Genomic DNA, 24,085 nt, shown 5'->3' with positions numbered 1-24,085 from the left:
AGGGATATGGTCAGTCAATTTTGCAGTCATTCTTGTCAGTTTATAGTCATTCATTGTCCAGAGCTGATTGAGTTGACAGACAAAAAATGACTATAAACTGACAATGGCTGACCATTAATGACTACTAGATGATTATTGTCGCTTTCTTTCTGGCGCACTGGTACCTATCAGTGCTAATGCAAACGTTTTTTCTCCACCGCTATGCCGCCCACCAGATGTTCACGATGAGCAAAGGTTGGGAGAAGTTCTTTTATATAGTAACGTTTGTTGGACAGGGCTCGTCGTTTTTGAGCCCGCGCGCCTATGGTATTATGCACCGCCTGCACCACGCCCACGCCGACACGCAATATGATCCGCACTCGCCAAGCTATTCGGACAACCTGTTCGATATGATGTGGAAAACCCGATTATTTTACAACGACATCCTGAACAACCGGGATACGATTCCGGCGAAGTTCAAAAAGGGGGTGCCTAACTGGGAATTTATGGAATGGTTTGGTGACCGCTGGCCCGTACGACTGGCCTGGGGTACGGCCTATACGCTATTCTATATTCAGTTTGCGCCATCCCCCTGGTTCTTTCTATTGCTGCCCGTGCATTTTCTGATGGGGCCGGTTCATGGCGCTATTATCAACTGGTATGCCCACCGCTACGGCTATACCAACTTCAAGCTGGACGATACGGCTAAAAACCTGTTACCCTTCGATTTCCTGATGATGGGTGAATCCTATCATAATAATCACCACAAATACGGCGGCCGACCTAACTTCGGTGGTTTCCGCTGGCACGAGTTCGACCCGGCTTACCCGATGATTCTGTTCCTCAACAAGGTAGGTGTATTGAAATTGAGGCTTGGGCGAGATGAAGCGTATATGTGACTAGAACTTCCCGAAAGCTTTAAACTTTCGGGAAGTTGGCTTTTAATCGGCTAATAGGTCGATTAGGCGCTGGTTGACGTAATAAGTCGTCCGGCCTGATTTTATCGGGGTCAATATTCCTCCTTCGACAAGTCGTTTCAGGTAAATAGAGGCTGTTTGGCGAGTGGCTAATCCGCGTCGTTCCAGAAGTTCAATTTTCAGGTAAGGCAATGTAAATATGAGTTGTAACAGCGCATGGTCGTATCGGTTTCCCAACGCCTGTCGTGTAGGTATTTCAAGGTCAGCCATCAATTGCAACATACGTCTGATTTTACTGGTAGTGAGCCGTGCCGTCTCGCTAATGCCCGTTAAAATAAACACAATCCACTCCGTCCAGGCATCCTGCTCAGTTACTGATCGTAGCAGCCGATAATAATCTTGTTTATAAGAATTAATATAACGGCTCAGATACAATACCGGTTGAGGTAAAAGCTTCTGTTGCACCAAATAAAGAGCAATCAGAATACGTCCTGTTCGCCCGTTCCCATCTAAAAAGGGGTGAATTGCTTCAAATTGATGATGCATCAAAGCCACTTTAATTAATGGGTCAGGGCCATCTGGTTCGTCTTCATTTATAAACTGTTCAAGTGCACTTAGCTTCTGTCTCAGTACATCTTCACAGCATGGTGGTGTGTAAACAACAGCCCCACTGTTAGCGTTTTTCAGTGCTGTACCCGGCGAGTTACGAATACCTGCCTGATTTTGTTTTAGCGTTTGTACAATCTCGACAAACATATTTGTCATCAGTAGATTATGCTGCTTATCCATACGCCCTAAACCCGTATAGAGCGCTTCTCGATAATTGAGAACTTCTTTAGCCGCTACAGATTTACCATCGTCATCGGCTATGGCCCGATAAAGTTCATCCTGTGTTGTTACTATATTTTCAATGGCCGAACTATCACGGCTCTCCTGCACAACCAGGGTATTGATCAGTATATTGGGATCTGGCAATGATGCGCATAAACCATTCAGTTCACCTAAAAACCTTGAAGCCAGCGTCAAGACTTTCAGAATAGAAGAGCTATTTAAATCAATTGCTGGAGGTAGATTAGGCAAATCATTATAGGGTACGGTAGGGTCGTATGCCATTGTTAATGTTAAATTACGTGACTATTCCTAACATAATCCTATTTGTAATGTTAAGCTTCTTAACATTACAAATAGGATTATGTACAATTATCGGCTTTTATTTAACATGAACAACAAAAAGATTAGTTTCGCGACATATTCCCCCTGCTACGTCAAAAATCACTAAGTTTCAATAGCAATCTACTGCAGGCAAGCGACGGCCTAACCATCATTTTCCGTAAGTTGTCACCTCATCCACCGCATCGCCAACAATCCTAAAATGGGGCCGGGAAGTAATACGTAAAACAGCCAGCCCGAGAGGCCAACCGTTGCCACAAGCCAGGCCATGAACTGGATGGATACTACCGTTAGCAGAAAGCCGAAGCAGGTAACGAGCGTCAGGATACTGCCCCGGTTATCGAGTGTAGCGTGGCTGGCAACGAGGGTGGAAAATTGCGGAGAATCACCAGCGGCTGCGGCTCCCCAGATCAGTAAAAATACCCCAAACAGCCAGGGTGGTGCAGTTAATAGCAATGGCATCAACAGAATACACACGCCAGACGTTAGCAATAAATAGCGGGCCACCCGCGCGCTACCAATCTGTAAAGCCAGGTAGCCTCCACCCACGCAGCCCACAGCACCTGCAGCAATACCCCCAAACGCCCAGAGTGAATTCGTTAGTTCTGCATCGGGATGTTGCAATCGATAGTAGGCTATCAGGGATGGCAGAAAAGCCCAAAGTGTGTATAGCTCCCACATGTGGCCAAAGTACCCCAGCATAGCGGGCCGGTAGGCAGAGGGTTTCCCCAACGAAAACAGCGTTTGAAGTCGGAAGAAACTCCCGGAAAATTGCACTGGTTTTGTGGGTACAACCAACGTCAATAAAACACCCCCGCTAATGGCTAACAAACTGACTGACAGGATCAGTGTACGATACGGCAAGCTGCCACCCAATCCCCGTAGGAGATGCGGGAAGGCTGTACCCAGCACCAACGCCCCAACCAGAAAGCCCATTGCCCGGCCTAAAACGGGTTTGAATCGGTCGGCGGCAATCTTCATTCCAACCGGGTAAACGCCTGCCAGAAAAAAACCAGTCAGGAAGCGACTGGCTAAAATCGTTTCTGCTTTTACGGGTAGCAATAACCAGAGCAGATTAATGGTGGCGGCTAATGTAACGGAGATCAGAAAGACATAAGTCGAGCGGAACCGATCGGGTATGGCAAAGAGCGCGTAGAGTAATGTGCCGGTGATAAACCCAATTTGTACCGCTGAGGTGATCCAACTTGTAAGTCCTGGAGCTGTAGCTTTTAATAGGGGCTGAAGTTCAGGCAGGATGGCGTTACCAGCAAACCAGAGCGAAGTACCGGCAAATTGGGCAAATACAACAACCAGTAACTGACCATTGATACGTGAGGAAGCGAGCATGCCCAAAGATAAGTCTTCAGGGAATCAGGCAGAATGAATAAAAGGTAAACGTTGTGCCACAGTTTTGAACCGTGGCACAACGTTTACCCTTTATTCATTCTGCAAAAACCAATTTATACCAGCTTCTTCTCCCGGCTCCAGAAACGATGCTGGCCAATGGCCTCTATAAACTGCGAAGGAACATCAGCGTCAGTCGCATCCAGACTGGTAATAACACCGTCGCTGTCTAATAGCTTTTCGGCCCCACCAGTCGCAGCAGCTTTCAGAAGTTCAACCCCTTCGCCCGTGGCGGCAATGGCTTTACAGTGCATGAAGGCTTCGTGAACAAATCGGATGGCTTCGTCTTCCTGTAGCAGCGACTTCACACTGGATTTACCACCCGGAACGTAAACCGCATCGAACAGTACCGAAGCTGCCGTTTGTAAACTGGCGTCGATTTTCATCGTTTCGCCGGTCGATGTTTTGAGCATTCCCAATCGGGGGGCAATGATAGCGATAATGGCTTTCTCGGCCGATAGGGCCTCTTTCATCGTGTTCAAAGCGGAAGCATCGACACCATCGGCTGCCAGAATTGCTACCTGGCGCGTTTTAATTCCCACTTTAGGCGGGTTCGCCATACTGAGTGCTGCCGAACTTCCCACTGTAGCCTTGGCCGGTACAGACTGGTAATCAGCCGGATTGGCATCAGCCGGAACACTTTTATTTAACTGCACATCTTTTGATGAAGGCACATCCAGACCTAGTCCTTCGGCAACACCTTTTGCTAAAGTTGCATCGACTTGGGCCAGGTGAATCAGCATTCGGTTACGGATATCATCGACAACCACTTTGCCCAGCTCAAACCGAAGGGCTTTTATCAGGTGGGTTTTCTCTGTATCCGACTGACTATTCCAGAACAGTTTCGCCTGGTTATAATGGTCCATAAAGCTTTTGCTCCGGGCCCGTACTTTATTGGCGTCGATCCGTTCAGGATAACTGGTAAAACCACCCTCCTTCTGCCCCGCCTGCGCTGGCGAATCGCCGTTAATGGCGTTGGGTCCGTAACTGGTTCGACCTACGTTGATCGTCTGGCGCATATGCCCGTCCCGCTGCCCATTGTGGACAGGCGCGATGGGCCGGTTAATGGGTATCTCGTGAAAATTAGGACCTCCCAGCCGCTTCAATTGTGTATCGGTATAAGAGAATAAACGGCCCTGCAAAAGCGGATCGTTAGTAAAATCGAGACCGGGAACCAGATGACCTAAGTGAAAAGCAACCTGTTCTGTTTCGGCAAAGTAGTTATCCGGGTTGCGGTTCAGCGTCATCTTTCCGATGCGCTGCACAGGTACCAACTCTTCCGGAATCAGTTTAGTGGAATCCAGTAGATCGAAGTCAAATTTATGCTCGTCTTCTTCCTCCACAATCTGCACCCCTAACTCCCACTCCGGATAAGCTCCGCCTTCAATGGCATCCCACAGATCGCGACGATGGAAATCTGGATCACGGCCCGAAATGAGCTGTGCTTCATCCCAAACAACTGAATGAACACCCAGCAGGGGTTTCCAGTGGAATTTCACAAAGCGAGATTTTCCGTCCGCATTAACAAATCGGAACGTATGTACGCCAAAGCCCTCCATCATCCGGTAGCTCCGCGGAATAGCCCGATCCGACATTGTCCACATGATCATGTGCATCGACTCGGGTGTGAGCGAAATAAAATCCCAGAAGGTATCGTGCGCCGAAGCCGCCTGCGGAATTTCATTATTGGGTTCGGGCTTTACGGCATGAATAAGATCGGGAAACTTAATGGCATCCTGGATAAAGAATACCGGCATGTTATTACCGACTAAATCGAAGTTGCCTTCTTCCGTATAAAATTTAACCGCGAAACCCCGTACATCCCGCGCCAGATCCGATGATCCGCGCGAGCCCGCTACCGTAGAAAACCGCACAAATACGGGCGTTTTTAGCGAAGAGTCTTGCAGGAATCCGGCTTTGGTTAGCTCGCTCTGTGATTCATAGACCTGAAAATAACCATGAGCAGCCGCCCCCCGAGCATGTACAATCCGCTCAGGAATCCGTTCATGGTCGAAATGGGTGATTTTTTCGCGAAGAATAAAGTCTTCCAGTAGAGTTGCTCCTCTTGGCCCTGCCTTCAGTGAATTCTGATCATCGCTGACGCGAAGACCCTGGTTGGTTGTCAGGAACTGGCCGGTACTGTCTTCCCGGTTCTGGTCCAGTTCCTCAAGCTTATCGTTCGTGTTGGTTTTGTTGGTTTCCTTAGGCATGATAATTCCAATTGGTCTTTCTACGTGAAGACAGGAATTACCAATTTGTTGAAACAAACCAGAAAATAGTCTGAAAAGTGTGGCTACGGGCGGTTATCAACCCACGTTAGACTACCCTTAAATCTTCCGAAAGCGCATGCCCAATGTAGAAATCGCCAGCATTGTCGCCGAACTGATCGGCATCAGAATAGCCGCCACCACAGGCGACAGATTCCCCGTTAGGGCATAGCTGAGACCAATGAAGTTGTACAGCAGAGAAACGATAAAACTGAACCGGATCAGGCGCATACCGAATCGAGTGTAGTTCAACATCTGGGGCAGTTGCATTAACGCAGCGGCTTCCAGAATGGCATCACTGGCAGGGGTGAACTGAACGGTATCGTCGGTAACGGCAATACCCACGTCGGCCTGTTTCAAGGCACCAGCGTCGTTTAAGCCATCACCCACCATCATCACCCGCCGATCGTTTGCTTGTAGATGTTTAATGAAGGCTAATTTTTCTTCAGGCCGACAATTAAAATGCATCTGCCCAACCTTGGGGAACAAGTGAGTCAATTCGGTCTGGGCATGATCGTTATCACCAGAGAGCAGATACAGTTGATGCGTGGCGCGTAAGTCAGTCAGCATGACCTCTAATCCTGACCGATAATCGTTCGGAAAGGCGAAGTATCCCCGATACTGATGATCGATGCTGAGATAGGTACGAGCTTCGGAAAGTGAACCAGCCACCTCTCCACGGCCTGTGTCCTCACAGACCGCAGGATCCACAAACGAACGAGTACCTAGTTTGACAACCAAACCATCTACAAGCGCCTGAATTCCATGCCCCGGCACTTCGGTAAAATAGTCGATAGAAAGCGGTACGTTGTCTGCTAGATAGCTGGTCAATTTACGACTAAGTGGGTGCGCTGACTGTCGAACCAGCGATACAACCATAGCGCGATCAATTGGATGCAGGGGCCGATCGAACCGCTCAGCTACTGCATGTTGTGGGGTCGTGAGTGTACCCGTTTTGTCGAAAACGATAGTATCGCAGGCAGCCATTTTTTCAATAACATCGGCGTTTTTGAGGTACAGATGCCGTTTCCCCAGCAACCGCAAGCCGTTTCCCAACGCAAAAGGGTACGATAGCGACAGCGCACAGGGACAGGCAATAATGAGCACGGCGGTAAAAGCGTTGATGGCCCTGGCGGGATCGTGATAGGCATACCAGTACAAACCGACCAAAGCAGCTACCGACATAACGGTTACGGTAAAATACGTTCCAACCGCATCGGCGAAGGTGCGGATTCGGGAGGTATCGTCCTTCTGAAAGGCATCGTTGTTCCAGAGTTGGGTCAGGTAACTTTGCGATACCTCGCGCACTACTTCCAGTTCAATGGCTTCGCCCACCTGCTTCCCACCTGCATAAACCAGCGCACCAGGTTCCTTGACTTCCGGCTCCGATTCGCCCGTGACGAAGCTATAATCAATCATGCCCTGGCCTTTATAAAGCAAGCCATCGGCAGGGATCAACTCCTGATTTCGCACCCGAATTCGATCTCCTTTACGGAGTTGGGCAAGGGGCACGGAGCAGGGGGCAGGGGGAACGGATCTACTTACGCCCTGCTCCGGGCTCCCTGCCCCGCGCCCCACCACCGTTACCGCCAATGGGAAGTACGATTTGTAATCCCGCTCGAACGACAGGAATTCGTGGGTACGCTGCTGAAACCACTTGCCACATAACAAAAAGAAAATCAGGCCTGCTAGCGAATCAAAATAGCCAGCGCCATCAAGCGCCAACACTTCATAAGTCCCCCGAAAAAAGGCTACCAGAATGCCGAGTAGAATGGGAAAGTCGATATTTATAGTGCCCTTTCGCAGTGCCGTCCAGACGGACTCAAAATAACCCGATGCCGAATAAAATACAACGGGAATGGCCAGTAACAAATTGAGTATCCCGAACAGGTGTTTGAACGACGGATCAGTAAGGCCCAGGTATTCGGGGAAGCTGAACAGCATGATATTCCCCGCGCAGAAGCCCGCTACGCCGAGTCGGTATAGAAACGGCCGATTTGATATTTTTTGCCCGGCCTGTACCACATCGTTGAGGCTAATCAGTGGTTCGTAGCCAATGGAACTAAGCAGTTCGACTACCTGACGAAGTGTTAGCTCGGCGGGATTATACGTCAGATGGACTTGTTTTTTCAGGAAATCAACCCGCGCCTGCTGAATAGCAGGATTAATCCGATACAGGTGTTCCAGCAGCCACAGGCAGGAACTACAGTGAATGGTGGGAATGTAAAACGTAGCCTTAGCAGTAGACTCGCTGGAAAACTCCAGCAATTGAGCCACAATATCAGGGTGATCCAGAAACTCCAGCCGCGTCTGTCGGGCGTCACTGGCCTTCAGATTGTTTCCCGGTCTGGTAGTGCGGCCTTGACCCGACAGTTGCTCAATGTCATAATATTGACAAAGCTGATGTTGACTCAGGATACTATATACTGTTTTGCAGCCATCGCAGCAGAATGGTTTATCATCAAGAACGATTGACTCGTCGGGGCATTCATTGCCGCAGTGGTAGCAGATGGTTGATGAAATCGTAGCCGTACTCATACCTCAGAATTTGGAGGCAAGTTGGCACCAGCGCGCAACTTAACTCCTGATCATCATCAACCCGAGACCTGATACCACTCAGGAGTTACCACGCATGAACAAGCCATTTTTGCTTACACAATAGCAGGGTGCATAGGGCAGGGAGCACGGTGCGGGGAGTACGCAAAAAGGGTTAGTACTCAGTTTCTATAGCTGGCTCCCGGCACCGCGCTCCCTGCCCTATGCCGATCAACCATGAATCCGCTCATCGAGAAATATAACGTTCCAGGTCCACGCTATACCAGTTACCCAACCGTACCTTTCTGGGACGAAGCCACGTTTAGCGAAGCCGCCTGGGTATACCATTTGAAACGGGCTTTTTCAGCTACGAATTCAACAACAGGCATCAGCCTCTATATCCATTTGCCTTATTGTGAGAGCCTTTGCACGTTCTGTGGCTGCAACAAACGCATCACAAAAAACCATGCGGTTGAGGTGCCTTATATAGAAGCTCTACTAACCGAGTGGAACCTGTATTGCGACTTATTGCCCGAAAAACCACGCATTGCCGAACTACATCTGGGTGGCGGAACACCCAGCTTTTTTGCACCCGATCAACTGGAACGGCTCTTAACCGGAATCTTTGAGCGCGCTACCCCAACTGAATCTCCCGACTACGGTTGGGAAGGACACCCGAACAACACAACCCGGCAGCATTTGCAGGTTTTATACAACTTTGGTTTCCGGCGGGTAAGTTTTGGCGTTCAGGATTATGACCCTGTGGTACAAAAAGCCATTCATCGGCATCAGCCGTTCGAACATGTGCAACAGGTAACAAACTGGGCACGGCAGATTGGCTATACATCAATAAGCCATGATCTGGTGTTCGGACTGCCGCACCAAACTACGGATTCAATCGAGGATACGATCTATAAAACCCTAACGCTCCAGCCCGACCGTATTGCGTTTTATTCCTACGCCCATGTACCCTGGCTCAAAGGAAATGGCCAGCGCGGCTTTCGGGATGAAGACTTGCCCTCGGGCGATGAGAAGCGAGTTTTGTACGAAACTGGCCGGGACTTATTAGAGAGTGCGGGCTACGTTGAAATCGGCATGGATCACTTTGCCAGGACGCACGATAGCCTGTACAAAGCGATGGAAACCGGTCACCTCCACCGGAACTTCATGGGGTATACAACCACGCAAACGCGCGTACTACTCGGACTTGGGGTTTCTTCGATCAGCGATGTCTGGTCGGCGTTTGCACAGAACGAGAAAGATGTAGATACCTATACCAATCGGGTTATGGCAGGTGAGTTGCCCTTGCTACGTGGCCATGTTCTCGATGACCAGGATCAGTTTCTGCGTCGGCAAATTCTGAACATCATGTGTCAGGGCGAAACGCATTGGCACATTGGCAGTTGGTCGAAACGGGAGTGGGAAGACCTCGCCAAACGACTGGACGAATTCCGACTCGATGGGCTATTGGACTATGATGCAGAAGGGTTACGCGTCCATCCCGAAGGTCGCCCCTTTCTTCGGAATATCTGCATGGCGTTCGATGAGCGGTTGAATTACGCGAAGCTAAATGTCGGCCCGGCCAAAACAAGGTTGTTTTCACAGACGGTTTGAGCAGATTTCTGCTAACCCCGTTCTCACTTGGCTTCGCCAAGCGAGAACGGGAAAGACTAATGCCGTAAACCATAAAACGAGCGGCCCGATGTACATCGGGCCGCTCGTTTTATGGACGTTAACAGTCCTTACTTACAGTAAGTCAATGGCGATCATCAGCAAGTGCAGAACCAGGCTAGTCGCAAATGCGGGGAAAATATATTTTACTGGAAAAGCCGACAGAATTGGGATTAGCACCAACAGAAAACAAAGCATGCTCACCAGAAACTGCCAGTCGCCACCGCCAAAGTTCGACATGATCAATAACAGGGCGGGCGACAGTATACAACCCTGAATAGCCAATGCCGAAACCGCCCAGCCAAAGCGGTTGAATTCAGCTTTAGCCACGTAGTTTTTATAAGCAGCTAACCAGCTAGAATCGGCTGTATTTGTATAATTAGTTGTTGAGTGCGAGAGCGTTGCCATAAGTTGTGTTCGTTTAAATGATGACACAAAATAAAGCGTGGCCTATTGTAACCTATATGACGTTCGTCAGGTCAACAACTGATCTTTGTTCACTGGTGTTTTCCCGCAATGGAATTCGTTTCCTGGCTCAATACCGAACAGCCCAGTATGGATTCCGGTGAGAGGTCATACTATCAGCAATGTGTTGACGAATGAGTGCATCATAAGCCGCATCGTTGATTTTCTTCCCTTTCGCTTTGGGTAATTTCAGGTCATCGGCCGTAATTTTTTTGAGGGTTACACTGGTTGCCTCAATCACCACATCGCCATCGTTCAGGCTCAGTTCCAGGATTACGCCTGGCAGACCATTGTAGCGTTCAGGGCCCGCCGAAACAGGGATATCCTGCGCAAACCAGGCCGTAATTTTCTGTTTTTTTATCGGGTCCTCGGTTTCGGCTTTCATACAGATATAGCCCGCAATATCTTTAATCTGATTCCCTATTTTCCAGTTTGGCGTGTGCAGTGAATCCTCGATGATGTAGGTTTTACCCAGCATCTCAATAAGATCCATCTTTTTATCTTTCTCAAAATTCCGATACAATTTCAGTTCGGAGTTACGCCAGGAATACCCGCCATCTTCCGTTTCACCACTCTCGCTGGAATAGCCGTACAAGCTCTCATTTTCGGTGAACACCAGCTTCATTTTTTCCTTATACTCATCATCATTTTTCCAGGTTTGGGCGGCCCGGTCTTTCTGTTCCTGACTCAGGAAAGTCATCCGGGCAATAATTTTAGTCCAGTAGGTTTTACGTTCGTAATTAACCACACCCTCTGTTTTCTGGGCACTGGCAGTTGTCACAATAAGGACAAGTAGGAATAGATTGATAAGGCGGTTCATCATGTTTTCTTTAAGATAAAAATGGGTACGACTAAAATCCACCATCACGACGCATTTTAGCATTAACACCACGCATATTGTATGTGAAACTAAGCATAAAATACCGGGCGAGTGACTGAATTCGCTCTTCCTGTACGTAGTTCTGTCCGGCAGATTGCGACACACTTATATTCCGGTTCAGCATATCGAATGAAGACAGACGAATCTCTGCTTTTTTAGCCTTGCCCAGAATGTGATAGATCGACGCATTCCAGATAGGTATCCGTTGATCGAAACCGAATTTCTCGTTTTTATAAATCCGGTAATTCAGGCTTGTATTAAAATAGACACTACCCGGTAGTTTCAGTGTCAGATCGCCGTTGAAATTATTGTTTATGATCGTCTGGTTTTGCCCGGCGTTGAGGGAATAACTTGCATTGGTCCGTCCCACGTTCGCATACCCATAAAAAGTCAGCCAATCGGTTGGCGTTAGGTCAAGCCGGGTACCGAACGTATAGTTCTGGTTGTTGGTATGATTCAAGATGCCGTTAATCCGGGTCAGGTTATCGCCGAAGTTAAGCTGCGTATTGAGGTTCATGGTCGCCTTCGTTTTCTTGAGTGGGAAACCGAAGCTGATATACGAACCGAGGTTTTTACCGCCGGTTAAGTTTTCGGGCTTGCTGCGGGTAATGAGCGTTTGCGGGTCAGTTGTCTGGCCGTAAACGATCTGGTTAACATAGTATGTTCCATAAATATTCCCAAACACATTCATGAAGCTACCTGGGTTAAAATAGCTGAACCCCGCATTTACATTATGTTCCAGTTGAGGCAACAAATCGGGATTACCTTCGGTGATAAACAGGGAGTTACTATTGTTGACAAGGGGCTGTAAGTCTCGTGATGAGGGTACGCGTACATTCACATCGTAGCCCCCGAAAACGTACTTATTATTCTTCATGTCATAATTCAACGATACATTCGGGACGAAGGCCGTAAATGTCCGGTTAATAGTATTGAACGTGGAAGCTGTTTGATCGGGGGCAAATTTACCATTCAATGTAAATTGCTGCCCAGCCAGCCCGACCGATAGATTCAGCCCTTTAAACGAGTAGCGAAGACTACTACCCAGGCGATTATAGAGGTAATTATTTTTGTAATATCGACTGAGCGAGTCATTACGAGTCGAAGCGGCATCGCCTACGTTGAGTACGTCACGATCGACTTCATCGTAACGAAGACTGAAATTATAGAAACTCTCCCAGAAAAATTTCTTGGCAAAAGGCTCTACATAGAGTAGGCTTGCTTTGTACTCATTTCGCAGGGAGTTGGTAGCCTGATCCTGATAAACAAGCCGAAGCATGTTGTTAACGCTGGTTGCCTGAAAAAACTCATTCCTGGCTCTCAGATTCAGGCTGGCATCGTTCGTATTAATTTGGTAAGATGCACTGGCCGCAAACGAACGACCTTTTTTCTTGAACTTCAGTCGATAGAGCAACGAGTTTGCTGAACCAAACTGTCGCGACGTATTAAAGTTATTGGTTGTATTCCGGGTCGATAATGCATCTACAGGTGGCGTACCGGTAGTCTGAAATAAGTTCTGGATTTGATTCAGGCTGGAATTCCCATTATTAAGGCGACTGTTATTGATAAATATCAGTGTATTGAGTGAATCAAGTTGTTTCTCATACCGAAGGCTCACCCGGTGATTTCCATTAAAATTGATCTGGTTGCTGGTTTCTTCCGTCCGAAACGAGCCGGTCTCCAGAAATCGTTTGCTATTCCGAACGGCGTCGAGTTCCAGCCGGCTCTGGTTATAGTAATAGTTCGTACTGAACTTTGTCTTCTTTGTATCGTAATTGTAATTAATTCCTCCGGCTGCATTGTTTGAAAACCCTCTGCCCTGCCCCCCACTGATTGGAATACCCAGCGTTTCATCGTCGTCGCCAAAAAATAATCCCCGCCCGCCACTGCTGAATCCAAAGTCAGCATTATCATTCCAGTTAAACGAATTACTCCCTCTAAAGTCCTGATAATCATTAAATGACAAGCCCTGCTGATTGGTGTTATTGCCTAGCCCAATAATCGAGATTTGTCGTTTCGAATCGAATTTGTTGTAATTCCCCCGGATTTCAGCGCGGGCTGGCAGATCATTCGAAGCCGGGCCCGCACCGGCAGTTACTTTCCCAAAGCCCCCTTTTTTGAACTCTTCTTTCAGCTGTAGGTTCACGGTTTTCTCCTTTTTCCCATCTTCTACACCCGTCAGTTTCGCCTGCTCTGTTTTATCGTTATAGACCTGCACTTTAGTAATGGCATCGGCCTGTAAGTTTTTAGTGGCTAGTTTAGGATCATTACCAAAGAAACTCTTGCCATCTACCGTCACCTTCTTCACTTCCTGCCCCTGCGCCCGAATGTTGCCATCCTGGTCAATTTGTACACCGGGTAGTTTTCGCAGCAAATCTTCAACGGTTGAGCCGGGGGGTACTTTAAACGAGCTGGCGTTATATTCAATCGTATCGCCTTTAATGGTTAATGGCGCTTTAGCGGTTCGGACAACTACTTCCATCAATTCCCGGGTAATAGGTTTCAATTTCAGTTTACCAAGATCCATAACGGCATCCGTAGATGGTTTAATAACCTGATTGTACGGAATAAATCCGACAAATGAAATCTTCAGAACGTAGTTGCCAATCTTGATATTCTTAAACGAAAAAGCGCCGTTGTCGCCTGTACGGGTGAAATTCACCAGCGACGAGTCTTTAGCGCTCAACAACATAACGGTGGAGGAGGCAAGCGGTGCCGATGCAGTATCAACGGCCTGACCCTGAAGCGTAAAGCGGGTAATCGCAGACGGACTTTGAGCGTAAAGCGTAGCCGTCAGTAGACACAATACGGCCAACAGGGAAAGGTTTCTCATGGATAGTAGAAGTAAGGATAATAGGATAATGGAAGCAAATATAGACGCCTGACCTTACGCTGTTTACCTGATTAACGATTTTTAACTAAATTTATAGTAGCGAATTTAGCTAACGGTCATTAGTGCTCATAATGAGTCATTAATCCGACAAAACGTTGCAAGGGGTATACTATACGAGTAGAAAAAGGAAACAATTCCACAAAAAAAGTTTGGAGAATTGTCCATAAAGCCCGCTTAGCTAAAAACTAGCCTCCAGCACGTCCCGAATCGCCCTTGCTTTTAGCAGGCATTCCTCCCATTCCTGTAAGGGATCGGCATCGTAGGTAATGGCGCTGCCCACAGAAAATGAAGCATATTGAGTTTGGGCATTGTAGAGCAGCGTTCGGATAATAACATTAAAATCAAAATCACCCTCGGGAGTTATAAAACCAACTGCCCCCGAATACACTCCTCTCCTACTGACTTCCAGTTCATCGATTAACTCCATAGCCCGGATTTTGGGGGCACCCGTCATGCTCCCCATTGGAAAGGCATTACGGATAGCGTCAGCCCAGGAAACATCGTCACGTAGGGTTGCCGATACTGTCGAAATCATCTGATACACCTGCTTGAACCCATAGATACCAAAGAGTTCATCCACCCGCACTGAGCCGGTTTTGGCACTTCGGGCGAGATCGTTACGGACCAGATCGACAATCATCAGATTTTCGGCCCGCTCTTTTTCAGATTTCAGCAGTTGGGCACGAAGAATAACATCTTCTTCCGACGTTCTCCCTCTACGAATGGTGCCTTTTATAGGCTGTGATAAAACGGTACGGCCTTTTTTCGTCAAAAATCGCTCTGGCGATGCACCCATAACATACCGATCCCCAATTTTCAGAAAACTCGAGAACGGCATCGGCGACCGTTCATTCAAGGCGAGATAGGTGGACAACGGGTCCAGGTCGATCTGCTCGGCAAAAAACTCAATGCAATAATTTAGCTCATACACATCGCCCGCCAGGATATGCTGCTGAATTCGGCGAACATTGGCCAGGTATTCATTGGGGGTAACGCGGCATTGGATGGCGCGAGGAGCAGGGGAAAGGGCGCGAGGAGCAGGAGATGAAGATAAGGCTACTAACTGACTCCACAATTCGTTTGGATCACCTTTTCCCCGAATCACTAGGCTATCCTCTTCAAAATCAATGATCCACTCTGGTTCCACAAAATAAGCATCCGGGAAACCAAGCCGATTGGGATTACGGCTATTAAGCGCTTCGAGCTGATTCTTGAGATCATAACCCAGATAACCAACCAGAAATGAGGGATGCACGTGGTGAGCGTCGGCCAATGCCTGAATGGCTGTTGAGTCCGAAAACGAAATAACCCGTTTCTGTCCGACAAATAATCGGTTCGGAAACGGGTCATTCGGGTAAGCAACAGTATTATTATTCAGAAAAGCGACAAAACCGTCTTTGTGTGCCTGTTGCCCCATTGCCCAGGTCAACGCATGCCCCCGAATTGCCGGGATGTTGTCAACAGCCACCCGCAAAACGTTCATTGTTACGTATGTATCAATCGAACATCAACGGCAATGTCTTTACCCTCAGCATTCTGGCCAATGGTAAATTCAACTTCGTCGTCTACCTGCAACTCGTTGAAGTCGGTATCAACCAGGCTTGTATAGTGGAAAAACAGATTGTTGGGCGGATAGTTTACAAAACCATAACCGGTTTTCAGGCTGCGAATGGTACTTATTTTACGTCCTTCCGGGTCATCGTCTACCAAATCCAAGCCATCGGCAAGGTTGTAGTTAGGCTCGTCGGACGATGAATAGGCGGAATCGTAGGCATCGCTCGCTGAGAGTCCGCTACCGAATCCATTCGCATAACTGCTGCCATTGGCAGCCACAGCTGTAAAGGTTGGGCGAGCAGCCTGTTGCTTCACAAACAGATTCTGAATGACCATATCATTTCGGCGGCTCCGGTCATCAATCAGGCCGTGCATACCAACTGGATACGATACTTCCTCCAGTAAATCCTGCGAGGTACGCGTAACCTGTTTTTCGCCTTGCTCGTTCAGGAATTCAAAATCCCAGCTCAGCACCATGATTCGGGAACCAAGCGTGTTTAGTTTACGAATGAGGGGCACATAATCGCCATCGGATGTAATGAGTACTACTACATCGAATTTCTTATACTGAGCCAATTCAAAGGCTTCGAGGGCTAACCATACATCAATCCCTTTTTCCTGCCGATAACCCTGATATGTTTTTACGGGAAGGTAGTGCGTGACTACCCCTTCCGACATTAGAATATCATCGAATAACCGATCGTAGAAGAGCTGATTACCGCGTTGGTTAGCTTCATGGGCATTTAATCGCCCACGAAAATAATGTGCATCTACAATCTGACACAGGCGTTCGTTGACGCCTTCCTCTTCGGCTACCTGCCGACGAATGAATGCGTGCAGGCCTGAAATACTGATACGGCTGCGACGTTCGTGAGAATAATTATAGTAGTTGCTTACGTGTAAAAAATAGTTACCGTCATAGAAAACCCCAATCCGGGTTAGTCGGGATGCTGCTGGCATGCTGTACCTAAATGTTTATAATTGTATGATTATGTAAGAGAATACATTAAATTTTTCCTTTTAGTACGGTTGGCTGGTGGTATATGGATTGTATGGCTACGAAGAAAATTGGTTTATAAGCAATCTATTTTATTCGTATAAATTAAATGGGCAAAACAAGTTAATAATAAGCTATTCACTAAGCCGACTATGTAGTCACTAAGCGTTAAGTATTATAAATAATAGACTTTAATAAGCCCAAAAAGTAACATATAACAAAGAAAATCGGTGCGGGGAGCAATCAGAATAGCTATAAAACTATTCTGCAAACATAACACTTTTTCGCATGCTTTGCACTCGAACCGTATCTTTGTTGGCTTATTCCTGCACACTATGCAAAAAATTCTGTTTATCGACCGCGATGGTACGCTCATCCTTGAGCCACAACCCGATCAGCAGGTCGATTCGTTAGCCAAGCTTGACTATATTCCCAAAGCTATTTCGGCTATGCGGACAATTGCCGAAGAAACGGATTATGGGTTGGTGATGGTCACCAATCAGGACGGCCTTGGCACGGATGCATTTCCAGAAGACACTTTCTGGCCCGCTCATAACAAAATGTTAGCCACATTTGCCGGAGAAAATGTTCATTTCTCGGCGGTTCACATAGACCGCCATTTCCCGCGTGACAACTCACCTACCCGTAAGCCAGGCATCGGGATGCTAACCGAATATTTTACGGATGCCTATGATCTGGCAAACAGCTATGTCATTGGCGACCGGCTGACTGACGTGCAGTTAGCGGTAAATCTGGGTGCCAAAGCGATTTTATTTCTACCACCAGATGGGCTGGCCACCGTGCAGGCAGCTGATGTGTCAGGAATGACGGAGGCTATGCAGAACGCCATTGCCCTTAAAACAGACGACTGGGATCAGATTTACGCGTTTCTTCGATTACCAGCCCGAACGGCAACCGTTGAACGTACTACGAAAGAAACCCAAATCCGAGTAGACTTAAACCTCGATGGAAAGGGTCAGGCCAAAATCCATACCGGACTTGGTTTCTTCGACCATATGCTCGACCAGGTGGCTAAGCATTCGGGGGCGGACCTGAGCATTCAGGTCAACGGCGATCTGCACATCGACGAACACCATACCATTGAAGATACGGCACTCGCCCTGGGCGAAGCCTACCGACGCGCCCTTGGCGACAAGCGGGGCATTAGTCGTTATGGGTTCCTGCTACCGATGGACGAAGCGCTGGCGCAAGTTGGCATTGACTTCTCAGGACGGCCCTGGCTCGTTTGGGATGCCGACTTTAAGCGCGAGAAAATCGGCGATATGCCTACCGAAATGTTCTTCCATTTCTTCAAGTCATTTTCTGATACGGCGCTCTGTAATCTGAACATTAAAGTTGAAGGCGACAATGAGCATCACAAAATCGAAGCCATTTTTAAAGCCTTTGCTAAAGCCATTAAAATGGCTGTTCGGCGCGATATAAAAGAACTGGATAACCTGCCCAGTACGAAGGGGGTTTTATAGGTCAGTTTGAAGTTTATAGTTCGAGGTTTGAAGTTGATTAGAGGACGAATAACTTCAAACCTCGAACTGCGAACTTCAAACTTATTAATTACTTTTGCATCTGAATTCAACTGAATATCGATATGGATTTATCAACTCCTTTGACGCTCCTGTTCTACGCTGTACTGCTGATCGCTTCGTTTATGACAGGCCGGTGGTTAGAGAAGAATGACCGGAAGTATTAAAATTAGTCAACAGTCTTTAGTTAATAGTCAACAATAACTACTATGTATTGTCTGTTGACTATTGACTAAAGACTGTTGAGCCTTATGCTTAGTGCTATTACCCGTTGGTTATTTAAGCTTGCCGGATGGCGAGTTGTTGGTCCCGTTCCAGACATATCGAAAGCGATCTGGGTCGTAGCACCTCACACAACCAATTGGGATTTCCTTCTCGGCCTTGGCATTCGCCCAACTATTCATGTCTGGATCGAATACCTCGCTAAAAGCTCACTCTTTACCTGGTACTCAGGCTGGTTATTTCGGGCGCTGGGAGGTAAACCCGTCTACCGAGACAAGTCACACAATTTAGTGGATGCGATGGTTGCCGTGTTTAATTCAACTGAGCGGTTGCATATCTGTATTGCTCCTGAAGGTACCCGCAGCAACGTTTCAAAGCTAAAAACGGGCTTCTATTACATTGCCTTTAAAGCGGGCGTTCCGCTTATTCCGGTTGGCTTCGACTGGCCCCGTAAACTCGTTATTATCGGTAAGCCCCTATACACTACGGGCAATTACTCTGCCGATATGATACCCTTCTACGAGTTTTTTTCCCAGATTCATGGCATTAAGAAAGACTGGCTGAAGCAGTGGGAAGAAACGGGGATAATTGACTAGCAGGGTCTCGTTGAAATATATGGCTAAAAAAAGCGGTGCCACGGTTTAGAACCGTGGCACCGCTTTTTTTTAGCTGACTTCACACGTTAACTCAGTCGATCTTTAAAACTCTCGTAGCCGTAGGTTTTGACCAGCTGAAATGTCTCGTTTTCCTTCCAGATACCAATAGCGGGCAAGTTCACCCCATTGAAGGTTGTGGTTTTCACCATGGTGTAATGAATCATGTCATCAAACACGAGTTTATCACCAATTTCCAGGGGTTCGTCAAATGAGTAATCACCCATGAAATCGCCAGCGAGGCAAGTCATACCACCCAGGCGATAGGTTGGTTTGCCCGCAACAGGCTCGTGGTATGAATTGATAATCCGTGGCTTATAGGGCATTTCGAGCGTATCGGGCATATGGGCAGCAAACGACGTATCTAAAACCGCGACGTGAATTCCCTGGCTATCCAGCACATCGAGCACTTCTGATACCAGCACACCCGTTTGCCAGGCAATGGCGGAACCGGGTTCCAGAATTACATCCACATTATATTTCTGCCGGAAAGCAGTCAGCAAGCCAATCAGGTGATTCGTGTCATACCCCTCGCGGGTCATTAAATGTCCTCCTCCGAAATTAACCCACTTCGCCTGATGAAGCAGATCACTAAATCGGGCTTCGAGAGCCTCAAGCGTGCGCTCTAATGTAAATGAATCATTTTCGCAGAGGGTGTGAAAGTGAATTCCCTCCAGCCCCTCCGGTAATTGATCAGGCAGCTGATCACGCGTGGCACCCAGTCGTGAACCCGGTACGCAGGGATTATACATATCCGTGGCCACTTCGGAGTATTGAGGATTTACCCGAATGCCGCAGGAAACGCGCCCAACCGCCCGGTCCTTATATCGCTCCCACTGGCTCCAGGAATTGAAAGTCAGGTGGCTGCTACGGCTAACGACTTCATCAAAAGTAGCATCCTGATAAGCAGGTATATAGGTATGCGCCTGCACGCCCATGTACTCGTTCACGAGTTTGATTTCGTTGAGCGAACTGGCTGTCGCACCGCTTAAATACTCACGCACCAACGGGAACGCGCTATACATGGAAAAGCCTTTTAATGCCAGAATAATGGTTACGCCAGCCGCCTTCTGCACCGAATCGAGTAAGGCAAGGTTTCGGCGTAGTTTAGCTTCTTCCAGGATAAAGCAGGGCGACGGAATAGCAGCGTCATCGAGGTTTTGCAACAAAGTCGTATTCATCCCGCAAAGGTAGGCAAACCTCTCTATCGTAGCTTGACCTTTGGATAGTCGGTTCCGAAAAGTATAGGCAAATTGTACTTGACTCGTAATGGCCTTCCCGACTGACCTCCCGGCTCCCAACACGGCATTGCTCGAACAACCCGCATAGCTTCTTCGTCGCAGCCGTAGCCAAGGCCTTTCAGGACGATAATATCCGTACGGGAACCATCTAGTTCAACTATGAATGAAACAAAAACCCGGCCTTGAATCTTTGCTTTTTTAGCTTCTGGTGGATATTGCACTGATGTTTTAAGGTATTCCATTAATGCACCTATCCCGCCAGGAAATTCGGGTTGCTTTTCTACAACTGTGTACACATTCATATCTCGTTCAGCCAATCGTTGGGCGAAACAGGCAACTGAGAGTAAAAACAAACCGATAGTCAGAAAGCAAGCTTTACTGACTATCGGTTGACGCGTATATAAATTTACATGCATGCGAATTATTGGTTAGAGCGTACAGCCTACTGGATGCACACTCTACACATTTTCCACAAGTTTCTGAAGGTCATGGTGTTGCATACGCCATATTTCCAAGATATGGCGTATGCAACACCATGACCTTCAGAAACTTAGGCTTATTATTCCAATGTAAACGAAATGGGCAAATTATACTTTACCCGGACGGCCCGTCCTGCCTGCTTGCCGGGTCGCCAATTAGGCATTTTTCTCATTACGCGTATGGCTTCTTCATCGCAACCAAAGCCAATTCCTTTCAGTACCTGCAAGTCAGTAAGGCTCCCATCCGTATTGACGACAAAGCTGACGAACACCCGTCCCGAAACACCCGCCGAGGCCGCTGAGCGTGGGTAATTTAGGTTTTTACTCAGGAAGTTTCTCAGTGCATCCAGCCCCCCGGGGTATTCAGGTTGTTGCTCAACCGTGATAAATGGTGCTTCGGTCTTTGTTTCTACCTCTACCGCCTTTTCCTGCACTGTGGCCACTTTTGCCTCAGGCGCAGCAATCACCTCCACATCGCCAGAACCTTCGGCTGTTTCTGGCCCTGAAGTAGCATTTTGGAGTTCTTCGACTGTAGCGGGCGGATTCTCTTCCACTACATCAGCTTCGGGCATAACTACAGGCGGTAGATTTCGAACCGTATTAACGGTTGGCTGCTTCTCAACAGGTGGCAACTCGATGGGTTTTTCGGCAGGAAGCTCCTTGATCTTGGTCAGCGACACCTCAGTCATTGACTGTTTAGTAGCGAAATCTGCCTGAGGCCAAAACCGGTCGTAGAGCATGGGGCCAGACAGTCCCATCAAAAATAAACCGACACCCAGCCCTAATGCACGGCTGAGTGTCGGTCGGTAATGCTGGCGCAGGTCAAAAGCACCATAGGCCTTATGACGGGCCTGAAAAATAACGTCGTCGTAAGTCAGTGCGACGGATACTGGAGCATCGGAGTGAAGCATAGCGTTAGATCGTTTATAACGCCAGGATGTTCCCTCCGGTTAATTTCCACAACCAGGTTTAAAAACTATCGTATTTCTGCACGACCAGAATAGCCTCTTTTTCCGTTTTACCGCTCAGGTTTTCCTGTTTGACAAATGCCTTCAACTCATCGGCATGATCGCCAAGAGTTTCGATTATTGCCTTGTCGGACAGCTTCACTTTCGTTAATGTCTGATCGGGTTTGAGGATGAAATAGGAATTAACATCCCTGAACTCGTCGTAGCGATTACCGCTCGAATATGGGTTTTTATAGTCGGCTTGTTTGAAGGCTTTTGATACCCGTTTCAGCAGGGCCGATTTACCCTGATACAGCACCAGAAAGTACCCTTCCCGTAGGGCTTCATCAGGATTTTTAGCCTCTGGTAAATGTCTGAACACATATAGTTGGCCATCAGGATTTTTAAGCTGAAACGATTTTACCTGATCCGCATTGACAATAATAGAATCGTTACCGGCCCACGTTCGGAGTAAGATCAGGTGTTGGCGGTATGCATCAAATTTAATCGGCACTTCTTTATAATTCTGACCAGCCACCATTTCAATCTGGCCTTTATTCCAGGCAGGCAGAAAATAAGGTGTTCCCCGAAGGCCTTCGTAGCGGTGATCCATGGTATTGACCATCGTATAGGGTCCTGAGCCCACAATCTGGCTTGTCGATTGATAGGTTTCATACCCGTTACGCTGGGCGTTGGGATTGTACTGTTGTTGTGGGCTGACCTTCGTTGTATCGGTTTTCTGAGCATGGGCACTCAGGATAGACAAACCAGCCAAAATGGGGATGAATAGAAGTTTCATAACTAAACTACTTTGAAAGGGGATAGGAAATTGGCCGGCATTGACTGTCAGCACACTAAGTAACGAAAATCCCGCCATGTCCTATAGCGGGATTTTCATTTTTTTAAGAAATTTTAATCAGGCAGGGTACTCATGTGGCAACGGAATATTCACCCGTTCGTTTACCGGTAATCCCTGTTTATTCATCTGTTCGATAAACGGATCGGGGTCCATTTCTTCACAATTCCAGACGCCGGGTTTCATCCATACACCTGTGAGCATCAGCATTGCCCCAATCATAGCCGGAACGCCCGTTGTATAGCTAACGGCCTGACCGCGCACTTCGCGATAGGTTTCGGCATGATCGCAGTTGTTCCAGATAAAATAGGTACGGTCTTCACCATCTTTTACCCCTTTAATCTGGCAACCAATACTGGTTTGTCCGGTATAGTTTTCACCTAACGTATCGGGAGCGGGTAGTACGGCTTTCAGAAACTCAAGGGGTACAATATCCATTCCTTTAAATTGAACCGTATCGATCCGCGTCATGCCTACGTTCTGCAGCACTTCGAGGTGCGTTAGATACGCCTGGCCAAAGGTCATCCAGAACCGTGCCCGCTTTAGAGTCGGGAAATTCTTTACCAGTGATTCCAGCTCCTCGTGATAAAGAACATAGGATTCTTTAGGCCCAATAGCCGGGTAATCAATCGGCTTATGAATGCTCATGGCCGGAATCTCAACCCATTCGTCATTTTCCCAATAGCGGCCCGGCTGGGTAATTTCCCGAATGTTGATTTCCGGGTTAAAATTCGTGGCAAACGCTTTACCGTGGTTGCCCGCATTGCAATCAACAATATCCAGATAGTCCATCCGGTCAAAGTAATGCTTATTGGCATAAGCCGTAAACACCTGAGTAGCGCCTGGATCGAAACCGCACCCAAGCAATGCCATCAAGCCTGCCTGTTCGAATCGTTCTTTGTAAGCCCATTGCCAGCTATACTCAAACTTGGCTACGTCCTTGGGTTCATAATTGGCCGTATCCATATAATGTACGCCCGCTTCCAGGCAGGCATCCATAATGGGTAAGTCCTGATAGGGTAACGCTACATTGATGACCAGCACCGGATTAAACGACCGAATCAACGCAACTGTCTCGGCTACCACATCTGCATCGACCTGTGCCGTTTGAATCGTGATGCCGTGCATTTCCTGAATTTCGGCAGCAATACGGTCGCACTTTGCTTTGGTACGACTAGCCAACATAATCGTTGTAAAGACCTGGCTGTTCATTGCGCATTTATGCGCTACAACGCTGCCAACACCACCGGCTCCGATAATGAGCACATTTGCCATCTATCTGAATTTAATAGTTCCTGTATTTTCTTTCTGCCGCAAAGATAGGCAAAGTCGATAAGTGCGTACGTAGTGAATTTGTTAACAGACTAGGTCTTATACCTGATGTAGTTGCGAGTGACTTATAAATGAGGAGTAT

The 24,085-nt window shown here is 47.7% G+C and carries 18 protein-coding genes; 4 read left to right on the top strand and 14 right to left on the bottom strand.

From position 1 onward, the window contains the following. The first annotated feature begins 128 nt into the window (after positions 1-128). A complete protein-coding gene (locus tag ACYVGO_RS18695) occupies positions 129-878 on the top strand; it encodes an acyl-CoA desaturase (protein WP_142775183.1) in 750 nt (249 codons plus the stop codon). A 42-nt stretch (positions 879-920) separates the two neighbouring features. Here ACYVGO_RS18695 and ACYVGO_RS18690 read toward each other — a convergent pair whose 3' ends face one another. From ACYVGO_RS18690 to ACYVGO_RS18675, 4 genes are all read right to left on the bottom strand, one after another. Further along, positions 921-2,009, bottom strand: a complete 1,089-nt coding sequence (locus tag ACYVGO_RS18690; RefSeq protein ID WP_460970542.1) for a Fic family protein — start codon at positions 2,007-2,009, stop codon at positions 921-923. 225 nt (positions 2,010-2,234) lie between these two features. Next, positions 2,235-3,413 (bottom strand): MFS transporter, encoded by a 1,179-nt coding sequence (locus tag ACYVGO_RS18685; protein WP_460970541.1) that lies wholly within the window; start codon positions 3,411-3,413, stop codon positions 2,235-2,237. Positions 3,414-3,526: 113 nt separating this feature from the next. Beyond that, positions 3,527-5,680: a catalase HPII gene (katE, locus tag ACYVGO_RS18680; RefSeq protein ID WP_460970540.1), complete on the bottom strand. Its 2,154-nt coding sequence runs from the start codon at positions 5,678-5,680 to the stop codon at positions 3,527-3,529. Positions 5,681-5,797: 117 nt separating this feature from the next. Beyond that, positions 5,798-8,275 carry a heavy metal translocating P-type ATPase gene (locus ACYVGO_RS18675; RefSeq protein WP_460970539.1) on the bottom strand — a complete coding sequence of 826 codons (2,478 nt, stop codon included), beginning with the start codon at positions 8,273-8,275 and terminating at the stop codon, positions 5,798-5,800. 234 nt (positions 8,276-8,509) lie between these two features. Between ACYVGO_RS18675 and hemN the strand changes: the two genes are divergently transcribed. Then, a complete protein-coding gene (hemN, locus tag ACYVGO_RS18670) occupies positions 8,510-9,886 on the top strand; it encodes an oxygen-independent coproporphyrinogen III oxidase (RefSeq protein WP_460970538.1) in 1,377 nt (458 codons plus the stop codon). Positions 9,887-10,018: 132 nt separating this feature from the next. Here the strand turns inward: hemN and ACYVGO_RS18665 are convergent, their stop codons facing one another. The 5 genes from ACYVGO_RS18665 to ACYVGO_RS18645 form a co-directional block, all read right to left on the bottom strand. Beyond that, positions 10,019-10,351 (bottom strand): hypothetical protein, encoded by a 333-nt coding sequence (locus ACYVGO_RS18665; protein WP_142775188.1) that lies wholly within the window; start codon positions 10,349-10,351, stop codon positions 10,019-10,021. A gap of 127 nt (positions 10,352-10,478) precedes the next feature. Continuing rightward, positions 10,479-11,228: a GLPGLI family protein gene (locus ACYVGO_RS18660; protein ID WP_460970566.1), complete on the bottom strand. Its 750-nt coding sequence runs from the start codon at positions 11,226-11,228 to the stop codon at positions 10,479-10,481. Positions 11,229-11,259: 31 nt separating this feature from the next. Further along, on the bottom strand, positions 11,260-14,121 hold the full coding sequence (locus ACYVGO_RS18655; RefSeq protein WP_460970537.1) for an outer membrane beta-barrel protein: 2,862 nt from the start codon (positions 14,119-14,121) through the stop codon (positions 11,260-11,262). Between the two features lie 238 nt (positions 14,122-14,359). Then, a complete protein-coding gene (gene pabB / locus ACYVGO_RS18650; protein ID WP_460970536.1) occupies positions 14,360-15,664 on the bottom strand; it encodes an aminodeoxychorismate synthase component I in 1,305 nt (434 codons plus the stop codon). Positions 15,665-15,666: 2 nt separating this feature from the next. Continuing rightward, on the bottom strand, positions 15,667-16,695 hold the full coding sequence (locus tag ACYVGO_RS18645; protein WP_142775192.1) for an NYN domain-containing protein: 1,029 nt from the start codon (positions 16,693-16,695) through the stop codon (positions 15,667-15,669). A 372-nt stretch (positions 16,696-17,067) separates the two neighbouring features. Between ACYVGO_RS18645 and hisB the strand changes: the two genes are divergently transcribed. Both hisB and ACYVGO_RS18635 read left to right on the top strand, forming a co-directional pair. After that, positions 17,068-18,216, top strand: a complete 1,149-nt coding sequence (gene hisB, locus ACYVGO_RS18640; RefSeq protein WP_460970535.1) for a bifunctional histidinol-phosphatase/imidazoleglycerol-phosphate dehydratase HisB — start codon at positions 17,068-17,070, stop codon at positions 18,214-18,216. Positions 18,217-18,524: 308 nt separating this feature from the next. Beyond that, complete coding sequence (locus ACYVGO_RS18635) at positions 18,525-19,091, top strand: 1-acyl-sn-glycerol-3-phosphate acyltransferase (RefSeq protein WP_460970534.1); 567 nt, start codon at positions 18,525-18,527, stop codon at positions 19,089-19,091. Between the two features lie 86 nt (positions 19,092-19,177). Here ACYVGO_RS18635 and nspC read toward each other — a convergent pair whose 3' ends face one another. From nspC to ACYVGO_RS18610, 5 genes are all read right to left on the bottom strand, one after another. Then, on the bottom strand, positions 19,178-20,329 hold the full coding sequence (nspC, locus tag ACYVGO_RS18630) for a carboxynorspermidine decarboxylase (RefSeq protein WP_460970533.1): 1,152 nt from the start codon (positions 20,327-20,329) through the stop codon (positions 19,178-19,180). Between the two features lie 23 nt (positions 20,330-20,352). After that, complete coding sequence (locus tag ACYVGO_RS18625) at positions 20,353-20,805, bottom strand: energy transducer TonB (RefSeq protein WP_460970532.1); 453 nt, start codon at positions 20,803-20,805, stop codon at positions 20,353-20,355. Positions 20,806-20,948: 143 nt separating this feature from the next. Beyond that, positions 20,949-21,779 (bottom strand): energy transducer TonB, encoded by an 831-nt coding sequence (locus tag ACYVGO_RS18620; RefSeq protein WP_460970531.1) that lies wholly within the window; start codon positions 21,777-21,779, stop codon positions 20,949-20,951. A 58-nt stretch (positions 21,780-21,837) separates the two neighbouring features. Next, entirely contained in the window at positions 21,838-22,614 is a 777-nt protein-coding gene (locus ACYVGO_RS18615; protein WP_460970530.1) for a hypothetical protein, read from the bottom strand. 117 nt (positions 22,615-22,731) lie between these two features. Continuing rightward, positions 22,732-23,946, bottom strand: coding sequence for a saccharopine dehydrogenase family protein (locus tag ACYVGO_RS18610; RefSeq protein WP_460970529.1), 1,215 nt, complete (start codon positions 23,944-23,946; stop codon positions 22,732-22,734). Positions 23,947-24,085: the final 139 nt, after the last annotated feature.

The sequence above is a fragment of the Spirosoma migulaei genome (genome assembly GCF_054776855.1).
The sequence above is the reverse complement of the archived record's forward strand: the minus strand, read 5'-3'. Positions and strand labels throughout refer to the sequence as shown.

What these genes read in the sequence shown, in the direction of transcription:
- ACYVGO_RS18695 (WP_142775183.1), top strand. Translation starts at nt 129, where the DNA reads ATGATTATTGTCGCTTTCTTTCTGGCGCACTGGTACCTATCAGTGCTA.
- ACYVGO_RS18690 (WP_460970542.1), bottom strand. Translation starts at nt 2,009, where the DNA reads ATGGCATACGACCCTACCGTACCCTATAATGATTTGCCTAATCTACCT.
- ACYVGO_RS18685 (WP_460970541.1), bottom strand. Translation starts at nt 3,413, where the DNA reads ATGCTCGCTTCCTCACGTATCAATGGTCAGTTACTGGTTGTTGTATTT.
- katE (WP_460970540.1), bottom strand. Translation starts at nt 5,680, where the DNA reads ATGCCTAAGGAAACCAACAAAACCAACACGAACGATAAGCTTGAGGAA.
- ACYVGO_RS18675 (WP_460970539.1), bottom strand. Translation starts at nt 8,275, where the DNA reads ATGAGTACGGCTACGATTTCATCAACCATCTGCTACCACTGCGGCAAT.
- hemN (WP_460970538.1), top strand. Translation starts at nt 8,510, where the DNA reads ATGAATCCGCTCATCGAGAAATATAACGTTCCAGGTCCACGCTATACC.
- ACYVGO_RS18665 (WP_142775188.1), bottom strand. Translation starts at nt 10,351, where the DNA reads ATGGCAACGCTCTCGCACTCAACAACTAATTATACAAATACAGCCGAT.
- ACYVGO_RS18660 (WP_460970566.1), bottom strand. Translation starts at nt 11,228, where the DNA reads ATGAACCGCCTTATCAATCTATTCCTACTTGTCCTTATTGTGACAACT.
- ACYVGO_RS18655 (WP_460970537.1), bottom strand. Translation starts at nt 14,121, where the DNA reads ATGAGAAACCTTTCCCTGTTGGCCGTATTGTGTCTACTGACGGCTACG.
- pabB (WP_460970536.1), bottom strand. Translation starts at nt 15,664, where the DNA reads ATGAACGTTTTGCGGGTGGCTGTTGACAACATCCCGGCAATTCGGGGG.
- ACYVGO_RS18645 (WP_142775192.1), bottom strand. Translation starts at nt 16,695, where the DNA reads ATGCCAGCAGCATCCCGACTAACCCGGATTGGGGTTTTCTATGACGGT.
- hisB (WP_460970535.1), top strand. Translation starts at nt 17,068, where the DNA reads ATGCAAAAAATTCTGTTTATCGACCGCGATGGTACGCTCATCCTTGAG.
- ACYVGO_RS18635 (WP_460970534.1), top strand. Translation starts at nt 18,525, where the DNA reads ATGCTTAGTGCTATTACCCGTTGGTTATTTAAGCTTGCCGGATGGCGA.
- nspC (WP_460970533.1), bottom strand. Translation starts at nt 20,329, where the DNA reads ATGAATACGACTTTGTTGCAAAACCTCGATGACGCTGCTATTCCGTCG.
- ACYVGO_RS18625 (WP_460970532.1), bottom strand. Translation starts at nt 20,805, where the DNA reads ATGCATGTAAATTTATATACGCGTCAACCGATAGTCAGTAAAGCTTGC.
- ACYVGO_RS18620 (WP_460970531.1), bottom strand. Translation starts at nt 21,779, where the DNA reads ATGCTTCACTCCGATGCTCCAGTATCCGTCGCACTGACTTACGACGAC.
- ACYVGO_RS18615 (WP_460970530.1), bottom strand. Translation starts at nt 22,614, where the DNA reads ATGAAACTTCTATTCATCCCCATTTTGGCTGGTTTGTCTATCCTGAGT.
- ACYVGO_RS18610 (WP_460970529.1), bottom strand. Translation starts at nt 23,946, where the DNA reads ATGGCAAATGTGCTCATTATCGGAGCCGGTGGTGTTGGCAGCGTTGTA.